Raw genomic sequence first — 18,917 nt, 5'->3', positions numbered from 1 at the left:
GCCATTTCAATGCGTGAGCGGACAACGAGTAATGGCACAGACTGATACCGCAAAGCGCGCATTGGCCGTCAGAAAGCGTCATTGGCGGCGCAGGCGAAGCACGCTGCTCGGTCCCTGGCGAAAGTTCACGCGCTGGCTCGCGCACTGGATGCCGAAACGGCTCTATGCGCGATCCCTGATCATCATCATCGCTCCGATGGTCCTGTTGCAGTCGGTAATCGCCTTCGTGTTCATGGAAAGGCACTGGCAAACCGTTACCCAGCGCCTTTCCACGGCTGTGGTGCGCGACATTGCCGGCATTATCGACCTGATGGACACCTATCCACAGGATCCCGGATACGAGAATCTCATTCGAATCGCCCGCGAACGCCTCGCGCTCAACATCTCCATATTGCCGGGCGATCCGCTGCCCGCACCAGGCCCGAAGCCGTTCTTCTCAATTCTCGACGGCATCCTCAGCGAGGAAATCACGCGTCAGATCAACCGCCCGTTCTGGATCGATACGATCGGGGACTCCGACCTCGTGGAAATTCGCATCCAGCTCGACAACAAGGTGCTGCGCGTCTTCGCGCGCCGCAGCCAGGCCTATGCGTCGAACACATTGATTTTCCTGGTCTGGATGGCAGGCTCAGCCCTGGTTCTCCTGGCGATTGCGATCCTCTTCCTGCGCAACCAGATCAAGCCGATCCAGCAGCTTGCATCGGCGGCAGACAGTTTCGGCAAGGGACGCTCGCCGCCTCCCGACTTCAAGCCGCGCGGTGCCGAGGAAGTGCGGCGCGCCGGCGCCGCCTTCATCGTCATGCGCGAGCGCATCGAACGGCAGATCGAACAGCGCACGACCATGCTGAGCGGGGTAAGCCACGATCTGCGCACGATCCTCACGCGCTTCAAGCTGCAACTTGCCCTCGTCGGCAACAGGGTCGACACCGAAGCCATGGAGCAGGATATCGACGACATGCAGTCGATGCTCGAAGGCTATCTTGCTTTTGCGCGTAGCGAGGCCGAGGAGGAAACCGGCGCATTCAGCCTCGAGCGCTTCTTCGCCAAGCTCAAGGAGGAAGGAACGCTGCTCGACCGCGGCTTCAGCTCGATCATCAAGGGCGAGCCGGTCATTCAGGTCCGCCCCAATGCTTTTTCGCGCCTGATCTCGAACCTCGTGTCGAATTCGTTCCGCTACGCCAGCAATGTCTCGGTTCTGGCCGACCATCGTGAAGGCTGGCTGACGATCACGATCGACGATGATGGTCCCGGCATTCCGAAGGAGATGCGCGACGAGGTCTTCAAGCCATTCTTCCGACTAGACGAGGCACGCAATCAGGACTCGAGCGGAACCGGGCTCGGCCTTGCCATTGCGCTCGATATAGCCCGCAGCCATGGCGGCGACATTACGCTGGATGAAAGCCCGGCCGGAGGGCTCAGGGCCGTCGTGCGAATTCCGGCCTAGGCCTGTTGCGGCAGTCAGGCCGCATGTTCATTGATCAGCGCCGATCCGCATTCTCCGGGTTTTTCGGCTGCAATCTGGACGCCGCGCAGATAGAGCGCACATGTCGTGCGCAGCATTGAAGCAAAATTGGGTATCTCTCCCTGTGCTTGCAAAGCCTCGTCATAGAGCGTCGAAATGAAGCGTGGCGTCGTCATTTTCTGGCTTTCGGCAATCTCGTCGAGCAGTTGCCAGAACGTCGCTTCAAGTTGAATGCTGGTAGAATGTCCGCCGATGCGCACAGAACGATTGATCTGCCGATAACCCTGCGGATCCTGTTCTGCAAATACCTTGCACATTATCAAGACCTCCCTTTCTGCCTGATGACCGCGTCTGTAATCGGTGCCCGAACGGACGGAATGGTCATTGGTGCGTTTTGAGAAAATTTATTCCGCTTGCAAGGCGGTGTGGTAGCCGATTGCCACCACTTTTCTTCTCCCAGGCGCATAATCACCGACAAGTCTCGACACTGCAACCTCGTTTTGAGACGAACCCGTCAACCTCCATGGAGGCGCCCTTGGCAAAAGCCATTCATTCGATGATCCGTGTTCTCGATGAGGAAAAATCGAGGTCATTCTATAAGTCGGCTTTCGGTCTCGACGTCGCCGACCGGCTGGACTTCGATACGTTCACGCTCATCTATCTGCGCAATGAAGAAACGCCGTTCGAACTCGAACTGACGATCAACAAAGGCCGGACCGAGCCCTATAATCTTGGGGACGGATACGGTCATCTCGCCGTCAGCGTCGACGACCTCGACGCCATCCACGCGCGGCTGAAAGGCCTCGACTACAAGGTCCGCGACATTGTCGAATTCAAGCGGGAGGAAACAATGATCGCGCGCTTCTTCTTCGTCGAAGATCCGGATGGATACAAGATCGAAGTCCTGGAAAGACATGGCCGGTTCGTCTGAACCGGCCGAGCGGCGTTGGAGGAACGCCGTCATAGCCAGCAAGGGCATTTCGCCGGTTCTCCGGCGGGTGCCGATAGCAAGCAAGGGAGGAATTCAATGGTTACAATCTTCAACCGCAAGCCGGATCTGGACGAGTCCGGCCCGAGCGGCAAGGGCATATCCCGCCGCGATCTTCTGAAAAGTGGCAGCGCCAGCCTTGGCGCCATTCTCATCATCAGCGGCAGTTCGATCATCCATCCAAAATTCGCCTGGGGATTGGAGACGACAAATCTCGATCCGCAGACCATGGCGACCCTGATCCAGATGGCGCGCGACGTCTATCCGCACGATCAGGTGCCCGACCGCTTCTATGCGATCGCCGTCAAGCCTTACGACGCCAAAGCCGGTGAGGACCCGAAAACCAAAAAGCTTGTCGTCGACGGCGTTGCCGATCTCGACAAGCGTGCCGGCAAGGGCGGTTACCTTGGTCTCGGCTGGGAAGAAGACCGCCTGGCCATTCTTCGCAAGATCGAGGACACGCCGTTCTTCCAGACCATTCGCGGCGGACTTGTCACGGGCCTCTATAACCAGAAGGACCTTTGGCCGATCTTTGGCTACGAAGGCGAATCCTTCTCGAAGGGCGGCTACATCGCCCGTGGCTTCAGCGACATTGAGTGGCTCTGACGGCAAGTCCGATAGAACCGAAGATTTTGGCTAATGGGAGGAAACCATGGCTGCACCTTATGATCTCAAAGACGACAGCGTCGTCGTCATCATCGGCTCTGGCGCCGGCGGCGGCACGCTAGGCAACGAACTTGCACAAAAAGGCATAGACGTCGTCATCCTCGAAGCGGGCGCGCGTCACGAATATGATGATTTCATCAATGACGAGTGGGATAGCTTCGGCCAGCTTGCATGGGTCGACAAGCGCACCACCTCGGGCGATTGGCGCGTCGCCAAGGACTTTCCAAATCTTCCAGCCTGGATCGTCAAATCCGTCGGAGGATCGACCACGCACTGGGCCGGCGCATCGCTACGCTTCCAGGACCACGAGTTCGAGGCGCTGACGCACTACGGCAAGGTCAAGGGTGCAAACCTTCTCGACTGGCCGATCACCCTTGCCGAACTCGAGCCCTATTATGCCAAGGCCGAGGACAAGATGGGCGTCACGCGCACCAATAATATCGAGGGTCTGCCGGGCAACAACAATTTCAAGGTGTTGAAAGCCGGCGCCGACAAGCTCGGCTACAAGGAATGCAATACCGGTCACATGGCCATCAATTCGGCCGAGCGCGACGACCGCATGTCCTGCCAACAGACGGGCTTCTGCTTCCAGGGCTGCAAATGGGGCGCGAAATGGTCGACGCTCTATACGGAAATTCCCAAAGGTGAGAAGACCGGCAAGCTCGAGGTCCGTCCCAATTCAATGGTGCAGAAGATCGAGCACGACAAGAGCGGCAAGGTTACCGGCGTCCTCTACGTCGACAAGGATGGCAAGCAGCAATTGCAGAAGGCTCGCATCGTCGCCGTTGCCGGCAATTCGATCGAAAGCCCGCGCCTGCTGCTGAACTCCGCGTCGAGCATGTTCCCGGACGGGCTCGGCAATTCCTCCGGGCAGGTCGGACGCAATTACATGCGCCACACCACCGGCTCCGTCTATGCCGTGTTCGAGAAGCCGGTGCACATGTATCGCGGCACCACCATGGCCGGTATCATTCGCGATGAGGCAAAACACGATCCGTCGCGCGGCTTTGTCGGCGGCTATGAGATGGAAACGCTGTCCCTTGGCATCCCCTTCCTGGCGGCGTTCCTCGATCCGGGCGCGTGGGGCCGGTCTTTCACCTCGGCGCTAGACCAATATGTAAACATGGCTGGCATGTGGATCGTCGGCGAAGACATGCCGCAAGAGGATAATCGCATCACTCTGCACAAGGATGAGAAGGACAAATATGGCCTGCCCATCGCCAATGTGAACTTCAGCGACCATCCCAACGACAAAGCGATGCGGGATCATGCCTATAAGCAGGGTCAGGAACTCTATAAGTCCGTGGGTGCAGTGCGCACCTTCCCGACCCCGCCCTATCCTTCGACCCACAATCTCGGCACCAACCGGATGAGCGAGAAGGCAAAGGACGGCGTCGTCAACAAGAACGGGCAGAGCCACGACATCAAGAACCTGTTCATCGCGGATGGGAGCCAGTTCACGACGGGCGGGGCGGAGAACCCGACACTCACCATTGTCAGCCTGGCAATCCGCCAGGCCGACTATATCGCACAGGAGATGGCGGCAAAGACAATCTGAAAACGCCCGGTCGATTTCTCCCAAGCAGACCGGGCTACGCCATTGGCGCAATTTCCCGTCGACATTGCGTCAATGGTGTAGCTAGCCTTTGAACCACTGATCCTATTCTTCAGTGCGGGGCTGTAGCAGCGCCAGCACGGCTGTCGCTGCCGCAAGTATACCGGTAAGCGTCAAGGGAGCCGTAGCGCCATAGGTATCGACGACATAACCGCCGACAACCGCGCCAATCGTGATGGCGACCTGGAAAGAGGTGACCATCAGGCTGCCCGCTGCCTCCAGCGCGTCAGGCGCGGCGCTGGACAAGTTTGTCGGCAGCACCACCGGGGCCATGCCGAAGGCAAAGCCCCACAGCGTAGCGAAGCCGAAGGCAACGCCAATGTGCACGCCCCAAAGTACCAAAGCGAGCGCCGCAAATGCCATAAGAGCGGCGGTGACAGCGAGCGCCATGCGGATATTGGTGTCGGCCAAGCGGCCGCCGGCGATATTACCGACCACGGCGGCGAGACCGAAGCCGAGCAGCGCCAGGGCAATTGGTCCGGTTGCAAGGAGCGTTACGTGTTCGAGGAAGGGGCGCACATAGACCGAGCCGGCAAAATGCCCCGTCATCAGCAAAAGAATGGCAAGCATGCCGAGTTGAATGCCGCGCCGCCGCGTCAGCCGAAGAACATCGGCAAGGCTGTTGCTTGTGGTTGCAGGCAAGGTCGGCAGGCTGAGCAACTGCAGCAGCATGGCAAACGCCGCCAGCCCCGCGGTCATGGCCATGGCGCTGCGCCAGCCCAGCCAGTCGCTGATCAATGCGCCCATCGATGGTGCGGCAATGGTGGCGAGCGATACGCCAAGGGTGACGATAGCCATGCCCCGGCCTTTGGCATTGGCGCCGACCAGCCTTGCGACAACGGCGACTGAAAGCGCCCAGAACGCGCTGAGGGCGATGCCCAGCCCGGCCCGGCCCAGCAATAACAACCAGAAATCGGTGGCTAGCGCCGCAAGAATATTGGAGCCGATCGCAAGGGCGCTGAGGCCGACCAGCACGGTCTTGCGGTTCAAGCGGCCGATGAGAACATTGCTCAACATGGCCGTGACGGCGCCGACGGAAGCAGTGGCAGTGACGACCTGTCCGGCCGTCCCCTCGCTGATGCCGAGATCGCGCGCCATCGGCGTCAACAGGCCGGCCGGCAGGAACTCGGCGGAAACGAGAGCAAAGCTGGCCGCCGCCATCGAAAGGACCGCGAACCAGGTACCCCGGCTCCACGCAACCGGCGCGGCGCCATCAAGCTCTATTGCCGCGCCTTCAAGCTGTAGTGTTGTGTCTGTCATCGAAGCATCTCCAAGGTTTGGAGATACTTCATAAATCAGTTACCTCGGATGATCTGTATCCTAAAATCCGAAATTCATGTCTGTTCGTCCGGAAATTGTGCGGCGCACAACGCCCGGCGAGACATTGGTGATGCGTTTGAATGCGCGGGCGAAGGATGCCTCGGATTCATAGCCCAACCGGGTAGCGACCTCGGCAACCGACATGCCGCTTTGCCCCAGCAACTCGCGGGCAAGCTGCATACGCAGACGGGCGAGATAGCGTGCCGCACCCTCACCTAAAACAGCGCTGAAGCGTTCGGCGAAAATCGACCGCGACTGGCCGGCGAGGCCGGCGAGACTTTCGAGAGTCCAGTTACGGCCGGGGTCCCGATGCATTGCTGCCAGGGCGCGGCCTATATGGGGGTCGCGGATAGCGGCGAGCCAACCGGTTGTCGAGGCTCCGTTGCAATTTACCCAGCAACGGATGAGCCGCGCCGTGAGGAGATCCGCCATGCGCGACAGGATGGTGGCGCTACCCATCTGCGGTTGTGCGGCCTCGGTCGTCATGGCCGCCAGCAAGGGACCGACGATCGGGTCATTGCCCGCCACGTCGCAGCCCTTGATGATCGGCGGCATCAAAGTGATCAATGGGTTAAGCGCACAGGCGTTCAGCGCCATGGAACCGCAGAAAAGGGTGCTGGTCGCCCCGGTACCTTCGCGCACAACTTCGCAGACGTTGCTCCCCAACTTGGTCACCTGGCAACTCTCCAGCGAGTCGCCCGCCACGTCCGGCGCGCTGGCGAGCCGATGGGCGATGCCCTGCGGCAGTAGAACCAGGTCGCCATCGTGCAATTCCTGCCAGCCTTGCACTTCCGTATGCATCCAGCAGGGACCCTGCCCGACAAAGTGAAAACGAAGCAGCGGTTGTTGCGGAAAGGCGATGCTCCATGGATGTCGGAGCTCGCAGCGTCCATAATTGACGCCATTCAAGCGAAAGTCCTGCAGGACCTCGCTCAGCGCATCCATCGGAATATGTGGCGGCGAATTGGGTCGGGACGAATGATCAAGCATTTCGCTAATCTATATGCTGAGCGTCCGGCAGGCAAGTGGGGCCGATATTCTGCAATCGCCTGTTCCAACCTTCGGGTGAAGGCGAGGCGGCCGCCAACTAGAAGAGCTTGCCGCCATTCGGCACCGGCTTGCTGACCGCGGCAAGCACGACGGCGCCTTCATCATCCGGAAATCCGAGCGTCAGGACTTCCGACATGAAGGGCCCGATCTGGCGGGGTGGGAAATTCACCACCGCCATGACCTGCCGGCCTTGCAATTCCTCGATCGAATAATGCTTGGTGATCTGCGCCGAAGAGCGCTTGATCCCGATCTCGGAGCCGAAATCGATCTTCAGCTTGAAGGCGGGCTTGCGTGCCTCCGGGAATGCTTGGGCCTCGATGATGGTGCCGACGCGGATATCGACCTTTTCGAAATCGTCAAAACTTATCGTCATGATCTTTGCATGCTGCCTGAACGTTGAACCGATCAGGCCGAACCTACCGTCTCGAACAGGATGCTGTCGAGTGATTCCCGAGCGGTCGAGCCCGACCAGACCACGAACTGGAAGGCCTGGAAATAGGTCTCGCAGGCATCGAGCGCGCTTGAAAGCAGAACTTCGACCTGTTTGCTGGTTGGCTCGGCGCCGCCCGAAAGCAGCAGCGATTGACGGTACATGATGGCGCCTTCCTGACGCCAAAGGTCGAAGTGGCCCATTAGCAATTGTTCGTTTATCAGGGATAGCAGACGCATGACCTCGTTGACCCGCGGCTCGCTGATCGCGATGTCGAAGGCGCAGGCAAGATGCAGAGCCTCGAAATCCTCCATCCACGAAAAGGAAATCTGGTAATCGGTCCAGCTCCCTTCGACGGTTATGGCAATCTCATCTTCCCCGGTGCGCTCGAATGCCCACTCATTGGTGTGGGCAACATGTTCAATCACATCCACTGGATGGAGATCACGCGCAATTTCTATTTCCAGAAGGCTCATCGCCATTACCTGCTATTTCGAATCCCATCGACGCTGCGGGAATGCAGCACCCACCCAAAGCACACATACGCTTGAAACCGCACCGACAGGCAGAACGCACCAGCCGGATGACGGCTGGACGCCAGCCCAACCGCTGCATGATCCCTTTTACGAATCATGCTGTAATTTCAGTGTATTGATGCTGAGTCCGAGCGCCAGCCCCCTTTTGGTCGAATGGCGCGAATGGGTGTGGAAAGACGCTGCCAAAAAGATTCACGAGCCCCCTTTAACCGACTCTAAGAAAACGATTTTCGGCGATTTCCACCTGTTGATAAATTCTTAAGATTTATTTTGGGGATTGCGCATTGGCGGCGGAAATACACAACGCCGGCGATGAAAAGCCAGCTTCTTTTCGTAAACTCTACGACCCGGTCCATTCTCGCGATAAGGCCAATGCATGGTTTCGTCATATCTCCGATATCGTGGGCATCTAACCTGTCGTTCCGACAAGCCGACCAACAAACAACGGAGACGTGCAATGTCCAGTGAACCAGGTGCAAAAGTAACCGTGAGCCAGAAAAATGACGACGGGCTCTGGTACTATGCGATAACCGCCGAGGGCAAACAGGGACCAAAGGTTGGCCCGTTCGATACGGAGGAAGCGGCGCTCGCAGCCGGCGAGGACAGATTGGCAAAAGGCGAATCGGCCTAGCTCGAGCTCCGCACGCAGAAAGGTCTGACGAGACCCTTCAGATCAAGATTGCGGTGCTGGAGGCTATGCTTTCCTTGGCCTGGCCCTCGATGTGCCGGGTTTCTCGGCGGCGTCCGCGGTTTTGCCATCGGTGCCTACGAGAGCCTCCAGCGCCTCGATCCGCGCCAGCAGCGCGGTGTTTTCGGCCCGGGCTCTGATCGCCATCTCGCGCACGGCCTCGAAGTCCTCGCGCTGGACGACGTCCATGGTGTTGAGCAGCCGTTCCGCCTGACCGCGAAAGGCGGTTTCGACTTCGCGCCGGACGCCCTGCGCCGCGCCCGCAGCATCGGTCACAAGCTTTGCCAGTTCATCGAGAACGCGGTTTGGTCCATTGCTCATGGCGGATACCTCTCTGGTTTCGTGAAACAAATAATCGTCGCCGACAGCGATTGCAAGCAAGTCCGACAATCGCCGTGATTGGCGCGAGCCCGCACAAATGTTACCCAACACGCCGCTTGACGCTGTTCATGCCCTCGCGCATGGTCCCGCCGACATTTGTCCTGCCACGGAGCGCCTTTGTGAGCGAAATCCTCCTTCCTGCATTAGCTGCGATTGCTTTTCCTGATATTGATCCTGTCATATTTTCCATCGGCCCGCTTTCCGTGCATTGGTATGGACTTGGATACGTCGTCGGCATTCTCTTTGCCTGGTGGTATGCGAAGAAACTCATCTCCAAGCCCCGCCTATGGGCGAACAACACACCGCCGATGAAGCCGACCGATCTCGACGATTTCGTCCTTTGGGCAGCCCTCGGCGTCGTCCTTGGCGGGCGCACCGGCTACATTCTTTTCTACGATCTGCCGAAATATCTGTCCCATCCGCTCGATATCTTCAAAGTATGGGAAGGCGGCATGTCGTTTCACGGCGGCCTGCTGGGTGTTATCCTTGCGATGATCCTGTTTGCCCGCTCGCGCAGGATCAACGTGTACAGCATGTTCGATACGATCGCGGCTGGCGTGCCTGTCGGGCTTGGACTTGTGCGCGTTGCCAATTTCATCAACAGCGAACTCTGGGGACGTCCGACCGACGTGCCGTGGGGCATGGTCTTTCCGACGGGCGGACCCTTCGTCCGCCACCCGAGCCAGCTCTATGAGGCAGGGCTTGAAGGCATCGTCCTCTTCACGGTACTCGCCGTGCTCATCTTTTACGGGCGCAAGCTGAAATGTCCGCGTTTCATCAGTGGAACTTTCATTGGCCTCTATGGCCTGTCGCGCATCTTCGTCGAGTTTTTCCGCGAGCCTGACGCGCAGCTCGGCTATCTTTATGGCGGCTGGCTCACAATGGGCATGGTGCTGTCGATACCGATGATTCTGGTTGGACTTGCCTTTATAGTATCGGCACGAAATCCCGAGGTCGCAACAGGGCGATGAACCTGAAAGAGCGGATCATCAGGCAGATCGAAGCGAGCGGCCCGATCAGCGTCGCCGACTACATGGCGATGTGCCTGTTTGATCGCGATGCGGGCTACTACACGACGCGCGAACCCTTCGGCAAGGATGGCGATTTCATCACCGCGCCGGAGATCAGCCAGATGTTCGGCGAGCTCATCGGCGTTTGGTGCGTCAATGCCTGGCGCGCGCTCGGCGCTCCTGCCTCCTTCGTTCTTTGCGAAATAGGTCCGGGGCGCGGCACGCTGATGCAGGACCTCCTGCGCGCCGCGGGCAAGCTCTCGCCGCAGTTCGCCGCCGCCGCCAGAATCCACATGGTCGAGATCAGCGATCGCCTGCGGTCGGTGCAACAGGAAAAGCTGGCGGCGCATGCCGAACGCATCATCTGGACGAAGACGCTCGGCGAAGTCGCCGATGGCCCCCTCCTCCTCGTTGCCAATGAGCTTTTCGACGCCATTCCGACCCGCCAATACGTCAAGACCAACGGTCGTTTCGTCGAGCGCATGATAGCGGCCGACCCTGCAGGCCGGTTGTTCTTTGCTGCGGGTTCCGGTTCGATCGAGGCTGCCCTGTTGCCGGCCGGAAGCGATGTTGCACCCGAAGGCAGCATATTCGAGATCGCTCCGGCGCGAAGTGCGTTGATGCAGGAGATCGCCCTGCGTCTGCGCAATCAGCGCGGCGCCGCGCTCCTATTCGACTACGGCCACCTGCAACCCGGGTTTGGCGACACGCTGCAGGCGCTCAGCCGGCACGAATCGGTTGACGTGCTGCATATACCCGGCGCAGCCGATCTTACCACCCACGTCGATTTCCACAGTCTGGCGCAGGCTGCCCGTCATGAGGGCTGCAAGACGAATGCCATGACCCAGGGCGATTTTCTCATCGCCATGGGCATCCTCGACCGGGCCGGCGCGCTTGGCCGTTACAAATCGCCGGAATTTCAGGAACGGATCCGCGCCGATGTCGAGCGCCTCGCGGGACCGGACCAGATGGGCACACTGTTCAAGGTGCTGTGCGTCGCGGACGTGGCCACGCACACCTTTCCATTCGAACGCAGCGAAGCCGGAACCCAGGGCAATTGACTTCGCGCGCTCGCTCAACCACCATCCCGGGCCTTGAAAGGCATACAGCATGATCAACTCCGAAAAACCGGCACCGTTGCGCTCAGCCCTGCTCGGATCCCCCGAAGAAGACCGAATCGCCCATGGATTTTTCACCCGCAAGGGTGGGGTGTCGGACGGCATCTATCGCGGCCTCAATGTCGGGAGCGGCTCCAAGGACAATCAGGAGCGCGTCCGCGAAAACCGCAGGCGCGTCGCCGAAACGCTCGGTGCCCCGCTGACACATCTCGTCACGGTGCATCAGGTGCACTCCCCGGACGTCATCACGGTGAACCGTCCCTTTGTCGGAACGCGGCCGAACGCCGATGCCATGGTGACGGCAACGCCGGGCATCGTCATCGGCTCGCTCTCGGCCGATTGCGGTCCGATACTTTTTGCCGACAAGGACAAGAAGGTCGTCGGCGCCGCCCACGCTGGCTGGCGCGGGGCGCTAGGGGGCGTCCTCGAAAATACCGTTGATGCGATGATCGCGCTCGGTGCAAAACGCGATCGCATTCAGGCTGTCCTCGGCCCAACGATTGGCCCCGACAATTATGAAGTCGGCAGCGAATTCTACGACCAGTTCGTCGAGCGGGACGCTTCCTACAAGGATTTTTTCCGTCCGTCGCACAACAATGGCCACAAGATGTTCGACCTTTGGGGTTTCATCGTCGGCCGGCTCGAAAAGGCCGGCGTGAATGCGTCGGCGCTTCGCCAATGCACCTATGCCGACGAGGATCAGTTCTTCTCCTATCGCCGGACGACGCATCGCAAGGAACCAGACTACGGTCGGCAGATCTCGGCGATCACCATTACGGAGTAACAGTATGGCCCTTCATTTCGAACCGGAAGAATTTGCTGCGCGCCGCGATCGCCTGATGATCGTGATGGCCGAGCAGAAGCTCGATGCGGTCCTGCTGTTTGCGCAGGAGAGCATGTACTGGCTGACCGGCTACGATACATTCGGCTTCTGCTTTTTCCAGTGCCTTGTGATGAAGGCCGACGGCAGTCACGTGCTGATGACCCGGTCCGCTGATCTGCGGCAAGCGCGCCAGACCTCTAACATCGAAAACGTCGTCGTCTGGGCGGATCGCGAGAATGCCAATCCCGCGGCAGACTTGCGCGAAATATTGAATGATCTCGATCTTCTCGGCCGCCGCATCGGCATCGAATACCAGACGCACGGTCTGACGGCCGCTGACGGCCGACGACTCGACGAGCAGTTGACGGCTTTCGGGCAACTGGTCGACATTTCCGGCATCGTCGACAAACTCCGCGCGCTGAAAAGCCCGGCCGAAATTGTCTACGCCCGCAAGGCGGCCGAGCTCAGCGACGATGCCCTTGATGCGGCGTTGAAACTGATCAAGGCAGGCGCGGATGAAGGCGCCATTCTTGCGGCCATGCAATCGACGATCTTTGCGGGCGGCGGCGACTACCCGGCCAATGAATTCATCATCGGTTCGGGCGACGATGCGCTTCTGTGCCGCTACAAGTCCGGCCGCCGCAAGCTCACCAAGAACGACCAGCTGACGCTTGAATGGTCTGGCGTCTACCGCCACTACCACGCACCGATGATGCGGACGGTCCTTACCGGCAAGGCATCGAAGCGTCATCAGGAACTCTTCGATGCGGCGCAGGAGGCCCTGCTTGCCGTCGAGGCCGCCATGACCCCCGCCTCGACCTTCGGCGACGTCTTCGAGGCCCATGCCAAGGTCATGGAAGCCCATGAACTGACCCGCCATCGCTTGAATGCGTGCGGCTATTCGGTTGGCGCGCGCTTTACCCCGTCCTGGATGGACATGCCGATGTTCTATCCGGGGAACTCCGAACGTATCCAGCCGGACATGACGCTGTTCGGGCACATGATCATATTCGACTCCGACACCAATACGGCGATGACGCTGGGCCGGACCTATCTTACGACCAACGGCGCGGCCGAAACCCTCTCGCGCCAACCTCTTGACTTGATCGTAAAGTAGCCATGGTTGCTATCGCAAACTAGATCGTCGGTGCAAATCCGACCTGCCGCAACCTAACGGCGAGTCCCAACTCAGGGACCCGCCAATAAACGCATCGATCAAGGTTGGTTGGTTTTGAACCGATGCCTCATATAACCACCCTTGGCCTTTCGTAAGATGTCGGCAAATGTATGGGTGGCTTGGACTTTATCCGACGGTTGGGATTTTACCTTTCGCAACAGGTCCGGAGGCGCCGTCCGCTGTTTTGGTCCTGATGTAATAGCTTGCATGGCTGTCACCCTTCACAAAGATAACGGCAACTGGCCTCCACCTGACCCAGTTGATGAGCTGGAGGCAGCCGCTCCCTAAGCAGCTCGATTATCGCTGACCCGGTTGGAGCTATCGCCGGCTATCGTATTGGCGGATCCGCTGATCGCAATCCGACGCGGCTTCATTTCCTCGGGGATCTCCTTTTTGAGATCGATGATCAGCAGACCATTGTCGACACGCGCATCGGTAACGCTCACATGGTCCGCAAGCTCGAAGCGGTGCGCGAATGGCCTCAGCGCCAGACCGTGGTGAAGATACTGCAGCTCTTCATCAACGGACTTGTCGCCCTTGACCACCAACAGATTCGGCTCATGGGTGATGGCGAGGTCATCTTGTCCGAAGCCGGCCACGGCAATCACGATGCGATATTTGTCCTCCCCAAGCTTGACGATGTCATACGGGGGCCATCTGTCCGAGCCTTGCGGTTGCGTAGAGTTTTCGAGCAGATTGAAAATGCGGTCAAAGCCGACGCTCGACCGGTAGAACGGGGAAAAATCGACGTTGCTTCTCATAGCTAGGTCCTCCTTTGAGCAACATAGAAATGAGGCGCGCCAAGAAGCTTGGCGCTCCCTGACGTCGGTCCACTGACGTGCAACCGACCGCGAAAAAATTTGGTATTGGCAGGAAACGCTGTCAAGATTTTCGGTGCAAAAAAATTCCTAATCGTCCGATCGATAAAGCTTCCTGGTTGCCTCATCTGAGGCGTGCCTTTCTCGCGCGGAAAGGCGCCGGCGCTTCATCATTCCAAAAGCAAGGATTGCGCCGAGGACGATGGGACCACCCAACACTAGGGCAAACCACAGATACTCCATTCTACCGTCCTTCAGTAACAAGATGACGATGACCACTTTTGGGTGGGCCGATCTCGGGAATGGAGGAGAGAAGGGCGGCGATCAAGACTGGAAGTGTCGTCCACAACAGATCATAGGCGGCCATGGGTCAGCGGCCTCCAAGTTCGCTCTCGATCTTCTTGCGACTGCCGCCGTGCTTCTTGATCAGCTCAAGGGCCCGGTCTCTGCTGATGTCATGTTTCGTCATGAGGTAGTTCACCTCGTAGTCCTCGCTTGCCGACACTGTGGCGCGGTCTCGATTGTCCTGCTTGAATTTGTCATCTGACATTTGGGTTTCTCCCCGGCTGTTGCTGGTTGTTTCTCAACAGCCGCAAAGGATTTAGGTTCCACTCCCAGCCGAACTGATAGCTCGTTGCAAATGTTCTCAAGCTTCGTCGGGGTTGGAGCAGTCCGGCAGCTCGCAAGCGCGTGAAGCGCGCAAGGGTGACGACGTCTCCACGGAATTGCCTAAAAAGGTGCGCCCGACGCGACAAAAAGCGAAGCATAGTCAATAGCCGGGTTGACTTGATCGTAAAATAAAACTCTCTTCTGCTTCTATTTGATAAGGTGGCTCATGACGGGGTTTGACTGAAGATGTGGTCTCGTAACTCACTGACATGCGCGGTCGCATTGCTTGCAACACTCGCGCTCGCCGCCTGCAACAGTTCGGAATCGCCGATGGGCGTCAGCAAGGCCGACCTGCCAGCGGCACAGGGCAGCGCGACCACGCCGGCAACCCCTGGTACAGCCCAAACGACCGCCACAGCGGCGCAGACGACTGCCGGCGCACCCGTGCCCACAACTGCCGGGGCCGCACCGACCACCACCGCCAATGCGCCAGGCGCCGCGCGCACCGCCAAGCTTCGCTTTGCCCCTATCGTCGGCGCGCCAATCGCTGCCGCAACGCCGCTGTCGCAGCGCCTTTCGGCTCTTGCCAAGGAAAAGGGTATTGTCCTCGGCACCGCCGCCGATACCGACAACACGCACATCATGAAGGGCTATTTCTCGGCGCTGCCCGACGGCAACCAGACGACGATCATCTATGTATGGGACGTACTCGATCCGGCTGGCACCCGGCTGCACCGTATACAGGGCCAGGAAAAAGTGCCGGGTGGCGGCGCCGATCCCTGGAGCACGGTACCGGCCAAGACCATGGAAGGCATCGCCGACAAGGCAATACAGGGTTATCTCGCATGGGTTTCGGGCGCCAAGACGTGACATATTTACGCGTTTTCCCGGATAATGCCGCGGAATAGAGTTGGATTTCTTGCTGCATGCTTGCATTGTGCGGGAAGCACAGTAAAAGGCCCGCCATATCCTTTAATTGGCTGACGCTCTGAAAAGACGTGGGGAAAAATCGGCATGAAACTGTTCGCGGGCAATTCCAATCGTGTTCTCGCTGAATCTGTCGCCAAATATCTGAATATTCCGCTTGGAAAAGCCAGCGTTCGCCGCTTTGCCGACCAGGAGATATTTGTCGAGATTCAGGAGAATGTCCGCGGCGAAGATGTCTTCGTCATGCAGTCCACCTCGTTTCCCGCCAACGACCACCTGATGGAACTGCTCATCATGATCGATGCGTTCCGCCGTTCCTCGGCCAAGCGCATCACCGCGGTGCTTCCCTATTTCGGTTACGCCCGCCAGGACCGCAAGCCGGGTCCGCGCACGCCGATCTCGGCAAAGCTCGTTGCCAATCTGATCACCGAGGCCGGTGCCAATCGCGTCCTTACGCTCGATCTTCATGCCGGCCAGATCCAGGGGTTCTTCGATATCCCGACCGACAACCTCTATGCAGTGCCGGTCATCGCCCGCGATGTACGCGCCCATTACGGCACGTCGAACGTCATGGTCGTCTCCCCCGATGTCGGCGGCGTGGTGCGCGCCCGCTCGCTGGCAAAGCGCATCGATGCGCAGCTTGCAATCGTCGACAAGCGGCGTGACCGCCCGGGCGAATCCGAAGTGATGAACGTCATCGGCGATGTGCGCGGCAAGGATTGCCTGCTTTTCGACGATATCGTCGACTCCGGCGGCACGCTGTGCAATGCGGCCGAGGCCCTCCTCGCCAAGGGCGCAACGAGCGTCACCGCCTATATCACCCACGGTGTTCTTTCAGGCGGCGCGGTCGCTCGCATAGCGAGTTCGAAGCTGAAGGAACTCGTCATCACCGATTCCATTCAGCCGACGCCAGCCATCGAATCTGCGCACAACATCCGCGTCCTGTCGATTTCCGACCTGATCGGCGAGGCGGTATCGCGCACGGCCTCGGAAGAATCCGTTTCCAGCCTGTTCGACTAACGGCAGTTTATTCGGCGGTGCTGTCCAGTTTTGCTCGAATCTTGGTCATTGCGATTCTAAGCTGCGGGAGATGATCCGTCACAACGGACCAGACGATCGAATCGGCAAGCCTGTGGTACTCATGACGCAAAATGTTGCCGATGCCGCGAATCTGTTTCCAGGGAATTTCCGGCGCGATTAACAGCAATTCATCCGGCAGGTGGCGCGAGGCTTCAGAGATGATTTCAAGGGCACGCTGAACCCCCATCCGCAATAGCCAATCTTTGCTGAAGTCAGCGAGCGATTTATTCCGTGTCGAAATTTCGATCCCGTCAATCGCTTCAATGATTTCCGCTACGACGGGCTCTATGCGACGGCGCGGCATCAGAAGATACGAATAGAAGATTGCTCGATTTCGTGCTTCAGCATGGGATGAAGACTGTCGCGCGTCGTTATGTCGATTTGCGCATCCATTGCCGCTTCCACTAATTGCTTAATGCTGATGAGCTCGATCAGCGAGAACCGCCCCGACGCATCGTAATCCACGAACAGATCAATATCGCTGTCGTCTTCGGCTTCGTCGCGCGCGGTCGATCCAAAAAGGTAAAGCCCGGTCGCGCCGATGCTTTTTATCGCATCCGCATGTCGCTCCAGTTCGGCAATGACCAAATTCCTTTTCATACGCAAATCTTATACATTCGAGGCGTTAACAGCAACAAACTTGCACTGGCGCCGGGTTTCCGTTATAGAGCCGCCATCCGCGTAGACACCCTTGGAGGCAACGCGGAATGGGGCGGTCATTCATCCGGTCTCGGATGAGCATTGGACCGCTTCATGTTTTTTGTGCATCCACCTTGTGGTCTCGAAAAACACTCCAGATTTGAACCTCGAAAGGAAATGCCATGAGCGAAGCATACGAGCTCAAGGCCGAGGCGCGCGAACGGGTCGGTAAGGGGTCCGCCCGGGACATTCGCCGCAACGGTAAAGTGCCAGCAGTCATCTATGGTGACAAACAGGCGCCAATCTCGATCACCCTCGACTACAAGACGCTGTATTACAAGATTCACGGCGGCGGCTTCAAGACGACGATTGCCAACATCCTTCTGGATGGCAAGTCGATCCAGGTCCTGCCCAAGGATTACCAGCTCGATCCGGTCAGCGACAAGCCGGTCCATGTCGACTTCCTGCGCGTATCGGCCAAGTCGGTCGTCAACGTCCATGTACCGATCCACTTCCTGAACGAAGAGGCTTCGCCCGGCATCAAGCGCGGCGGCGTTCTCAACATCGTTCGCCACGATATCGAGCTGCATGTTCCGGCCAATGCAATTCCGGAAGCAATCGAAATCGATCTCACCGGCACGCAGATCGGCGACTCGATCCACATTTCCGCTGTGACGCTGCCGAAGGGCGCGACACCGGTCATTCAGGATCGCGATTTCACGATTGCTACGATCGCTGGCCATGCAACCGCTGACGAAGACATCACCGAAGCAGCGGAACCGACTGAAACTGCAGAAAAAGAAGGCGAGTAATCGTCCTTTCGACTATTGGGAGCTAGGCGCGTGCTGCTTATCGCAGGTCTTGGCAATCCGGGCTCCCAATATGCTGCAAACCGGCACAATATCGGTTTCATGGCGGCGGATGAAATACATCGCCGCCATGGTTTTTCTCCCTGGACCCGCAAGTTCCAGGCACTGATTGCCGACGGGATGATCGACGGCGAAAAGACCATCCTGATCAAGCCCCAGACATTCATGAACCTTTCAGGCCAGGCCGTCGGCGAAGCCATGCGCTTTTATAAGCTCGGCGTCGGCGATCTCATCGTCATCTATGACGAACTCGATCTGGCCGCAGGCAAGGTGCGCATCAAGATCGGCGGCGGTTCGGGCGGCCATAACGGCATCAAATCGATCGACGCCCATTGCGGCAAGGATTACAAGCGCGTCCGCCTCGGTATCAACCATCCGGGCGTCAAGGAAATGGTCTCCAACCATGTTCTCGGTAATTTCGCCAAGGCGGATCGCGAATGGCTCGATCCCCTGCTCGAGGCGATTGCCGCCAATGCGGGACTGCTGGTTCGCAAGGATGATTCCGGCTTCATGAACCGCGTCGCGCTTGCCGTCGGCGGCAACACCAGGAGCGAGCCTGCGACAACCGAAAAGCCGGTTGCAAAAAGTACCGGACAAAGCCATATCCGGCAGGCGCGCCAGCAAAAGCCTGCCGTCACCATTCCAAAATCCGGCCCCATGGCCGACATGCTGAACAAGCTCTTCGGCAAGAAAGAATAAGGATCGCACATT

General features: G+C 58.7%; 23 protein-coding genes. 13 read left to right on the top strand and 10 right to left on the bottom strand.

Going from position 1 to position 18,917, the window contains the following annotated elements:
* The first annotated feature begins 148 nt into the window (after window positions 1–148).
* Window positions 149–1,444, top strand: coding sequence for an ATP-binding protein (locus AC1DNI_RS13105; protein ID WP_477692204.1), 1,296 nt, complete (start codon window positions 149–151; stop codon window positions 1,442–1,444).
* Between the two features lie 14 nt (window positions 1,445–1,458).
* Here the strand turns inward: AC1DNI_RS13105 and AC1DNI_RS13100 are convergent, their stop codons facing one another.
* On the bottom strand, window positions 1,459–1,779 hold the full coding sequence (locus tag AC1DNI_RS13100) for a ribbon-helix-helix domain-containing protein (protein WP_027233415.1): 321 nt from the start codon (window positions 1,777–1,779) through the stop codon (window positions 1,459–1,461).
* A gap of 218 nt (window positions 1,780–1,997) precedes the next feature.
* On the opposite strand from AC1DNI_RS13100, the gene AC1DNI_RS13095 reads away from it, so the two are divergent.
* From AC1DNI_RS13095 to AC1DNI_RS13085, 3 genes are all read left to right on the top strand, one after another.
* A complete protein-coding gene (locus AC1DNI_RS13095) occupies window positions 1,998–2,393 on the top strand; it encodes a VOC family protein (RefSeq protein ID WP_477692140.1) in 396 nt (131 codons plus the stop codon).
* Window positions 2,394–2,489: 96 nt separating this feature from the next.
* Entirely contained in the window at window positions 2,490–3,056 is a 567-nt protein-coding gene (locus AC1DNI_RS13090; protein WP_477692139.1) for a gluconate 2-dehydrogenase subunit 3 family protein, read from the top strand.
* Between the two features lie 46 nt (window positions 3,057–3,102).
* On the top strand, window positions 3,103–4,674 hold the full coding sequence (locus AC1DNI_RS13085; RefSeq protein ID WP_027233418.1) for a GMC family oxidoreductase: 1,572 nt from the start codon (window positions 3,103–3,105) through the stop codon (window positions 4,672–4,674).
* A 102-nt stretch (window positions 4,675–4,776) separates the two neighbouring features.
* Here AC1DNI_RS13085 and AC1DNI_RS13080 read toward each other — a convergent pair whose 3' ends face one another.
* The 4 genes from AC1DNI_RS13080 to AC1DNI_RS13065 form a co-directional block, all read right to left on the bottom strand.
* Window positions 4,777–5,991 (bottom strand): MFS transporter, encoded by a 1,215-nt coding sequence (locus tag AC1DNI_RS13080; RefSeq protein WP_477692138.1) that lies wholly within the window; start codon window positions 5,989–5,991, stop codon window positions 4,777–4,779.
* Window positions 5,992–6,051: 60 nt separating this feature from the next.
* Window positions 6,052–7,041: a cupin domain-containing protein gene (locus tag AC1DNI_RS13075; protein WP_477692137.1), complete on the bottom strand. Its 990-nt coding sequence runs from the start codon at window positions 7,039–7,041 to the stop codon at window positions 6,052–6,054.
* 97 nt (window positions 7,042–7,138) lie between these two features.
* Window positions 7,139–7,474 carry a tRNA-binding protein gene (locus AC1DNI_RS13070; RefSeq protein WP_477692136.1) on the bottom strand — a complete coding sequence of 112 codons (336 nt, stop codon included), beginning with the start codon at window positions 7,472–7,474 and terminating at the stop codon, window positions 7,139–7,141.
* A gap of 32 nt (window positions 7,475–7,506) precedes the next feature.
* On the bottom strand, window positions 7,507–8,007 hold the full coding sequence (locus AC1DNI_RS13065) for a type III secretion system chaperone family protein (protein ID WP_091924029.1): 501 nt from the start codon (window positions 8,005–8,007) through the stop codon (window positions 7,507–7,509).
* Between the two features lie 517 nt (window positions 8,008–8,524).
* Between AC1DNI_RS13065 and AC1DNI_RS13060 the strand changes: the two genes are divergently transcribed.
* Complete coding sequence (locus AC1DNI_RS13060; RefSeq protein WP_477692135.1) at window positions 8,525–8,698, top strand: hypothetical protein; 174 nt, start codon at window positions 8,525–8,527, stop codon at window positions 8,696–8,698.
* A 63-nt stretch (window positions 8,699–8,761) separates the two neighbouring features.
* On the opposite strand, the gene AC1DNI_RS13055 is transcribed toward AC1DNI_RS13060, so the two are convergent.
* The gene (locus tag AC1DNI_RS13055) at window positions 8,762–9,076 is read right to left on the bottom strand and encodes an accessory factor UbiK family protein (protein ID WP_477692134.1); all 315 of its coding nucleotides are present in this window, start codon (window positions 9,074–9,076) and stop codon (window positions 8,762–8,764) included.
* Window positions 9,077–9,255: 179 nt separating this feature from the next.
* On the opposite strand from AC1DNI_RS13055, the gene lgt reads away from it, so the two are divergent.
* The 4 genes from lgt to AC1DNI_RS13035 are packed head-to-tail and all read left to right on the top strand — an operon-like array spanning window position 9,256 to window position 13,204.
* Window positions 9,256–10,107 carry a prolipoprotein diacylglyceryl transferase gene (gene lgt, locus AC1DNI_RS13050; protein WP_091924033.1) on the top strand — a complete coding sequence of 284 codons (852 nt, stop codon included), beginning with the start codon at window positions 9,256–9,258 and terminating at the stop codon, window positions 10,105–10,107.
* Window positions 10,104–11,207, top strand: a complete 1,104-nt coding sequence (locus tag AC1DNI_RS13045) for a class I SAM-dependent methyltransferase (protein ID WP_477692133.1) — start codon at window positions 10,104–10,106, stop codon at window positions 11,205–11,207. The genes lgt and AC1DNI_RS13045 overlap by 4 nt, the downstream gene beginning before the upstream one ends.
* A gap of 49 nt (window positions 11,208–11,256) precedes the next feature.
* A complete protein-coding gene (gene pgeF, locus AC1DNI_RS13040) occupies window positions 11,257–12,048 on the top strand; it encodes a peptidoglycan editing factor PgeF (protein WP_113280795.1) in 792 nt (263 codons plus the stop codon).
* A 4-nt stretch (window positions 12,049–12,052) separates the two neighbouring features.
* A complete protein-coding gene (locus tag AC1DNI_RS13035; protein ID WP_027233427.1) occupies window positions 12,053–13,204 on the top strand; it encodes a M24 family metallopeptidase in 1,152 nt (383 codons plus the stop codon).
* Between the two features lie 344 nt (window positions 13,205–13,548).
* On the opposite strand, the gene AC1DNI_RS13030 is transcribed toward AC1DNI_RS13035, so the two are convergent.
* Together AC1DNI_RS13030 and AC1DNI_RS13025 are read right to left on the bottom strand one after the other, a co-directional pair.
* Window positions 13,549–14,025 (bottom strand): Hsp20 family protein, encoded by a 477-nt coding sequence (locus AC1DNI_RS13030; protein ID WP_477692132.1) that lies wholly within the window; start codon window positions 14,023–14,025, stop codon window positions 13,549–13,551.
* Window positions 14,026–14,452: 427 nt separating this feature from the next.
* Window positions 14,453–14,632 carry a DUF3606 domain-containing protein gene (locus AC1DNI_RS13025; RefSeq protein ID WP_153669587.1) on the bottom strand — a complete coding sequence of 60 codons (180 nt, stop codon included), beginning with the start codon at window positions 14,630–14,632 and terminating at the stop codon, window positions 14,453–14,455.
* A 389-nt stretch (window positions 14,633–15,021) separates the two neighbouring features.
* Here AC1DNI_RS13025 and AC1DNI_RS13020 point away from each other — a divergent pair, with 389 nt between their 5' ends.
* Together AC1DNI_RS13020 and AC1DNI_RS13015 are read left to right on the top strand one after the other, a co-directional pair.
* A complete protein-coding gene (locus AC1DNI_RS13020) occupies window positions 15,022–15,561 on the top strand; it encodes a hypothetical protein (RefSeq protein WP_477692131.1) in 540 nt (179 codons plus the stop codon).
* A 144-nt stretch (window positions 15,562–15,705) separates the two neighbouring features.
* Window positions 15,706–16,638 carry a ribose-phosphate pyrophosphokinase gene (locus tag AC1DNI_RS13015; protein ID WP_027233431.1) on the top strand — a complete coding sequence of 311 codons (933 nt, stop codon included), beginning with the start codon at window positions 15,706–15,708 and terminating at the stop codon, window positions 16,636–16,638.
* 7 nt (window positions 16,639–16,645) lie between these two features.
* Here the strand turns inward: AC1DNI_RS13015 and AC1DNI_RS13010 are convergent, their stop codons facing one another.
* The gene (locus AC1DNI_RS13010) at window positions 16,646–17,002 is read right to left on the bottom strand and encodes a HepT-like ribonuclease domain-containing protein (RefSeq protein ID WP_477692130.1); all 357 of its coding nucleotides are present in this window, start codon (window positions 17,000–17,002) and stop codon (window positions 16,646–16,648) included.
* A complete protein-coding gene (locus AC1DNI_RS13005) occupies window positions 17,002–17,286 on the bottom strand; it encodes a nucleotidyltransferase family protein (protein WP_477692129.1) in 285 nt (94 codons plus the stop codon). The genes AC1DNI_RS13010 and AC1DNI_RS13005 overlap by 1 nt, the downstream gene beginning before the upstream one ends.
* A 233-nt stretch (window positions 17,287–17,519) precedes the next feature.
* Here AC1DNI_RS13005 and AC1DNI_RS13000 point away from each other — a divergent pair, with 233 nt between their 5' ends.
* Together AC1DNI_RS13000 and pth are read left to right on the top strand one after the other, a co-directional pair.
* The gene (locus tag AC1DNI_RS13000; protein WP_027233432.1) at window positions 17,520–18,149 is read left to right on the top strand and encodes a 50S ribosomal protein L25/general stress protein Ctc; all 630 of its coding nucleotides are present in this window, start codon (window positions 17,520–17,522) and stop codon (window positions 18,147–18,149) included.
* A 30-nt stretch (window positions 18,150–18,179) separates the two neighbouring features.
* Entirely contained in the window at window positions 18,180–18,905 is a 726-nt protein-coding gene (gene pth, locus AC1DNI_RS12995) for an aminoacyl-tRNA hydrolase (RefSeq protein WP_477692128.1), read from the top strand.
* Window positions 18,906–18,917: the final 12 nt, after the last annotated feature.

The sequence above is a fragment of the Phyllobacterium sp. 01N428 genome (assembly GCF_056399405.1).
This window is presented reverse-complemented; position numbering and strand designations above follow the sequence as displayed.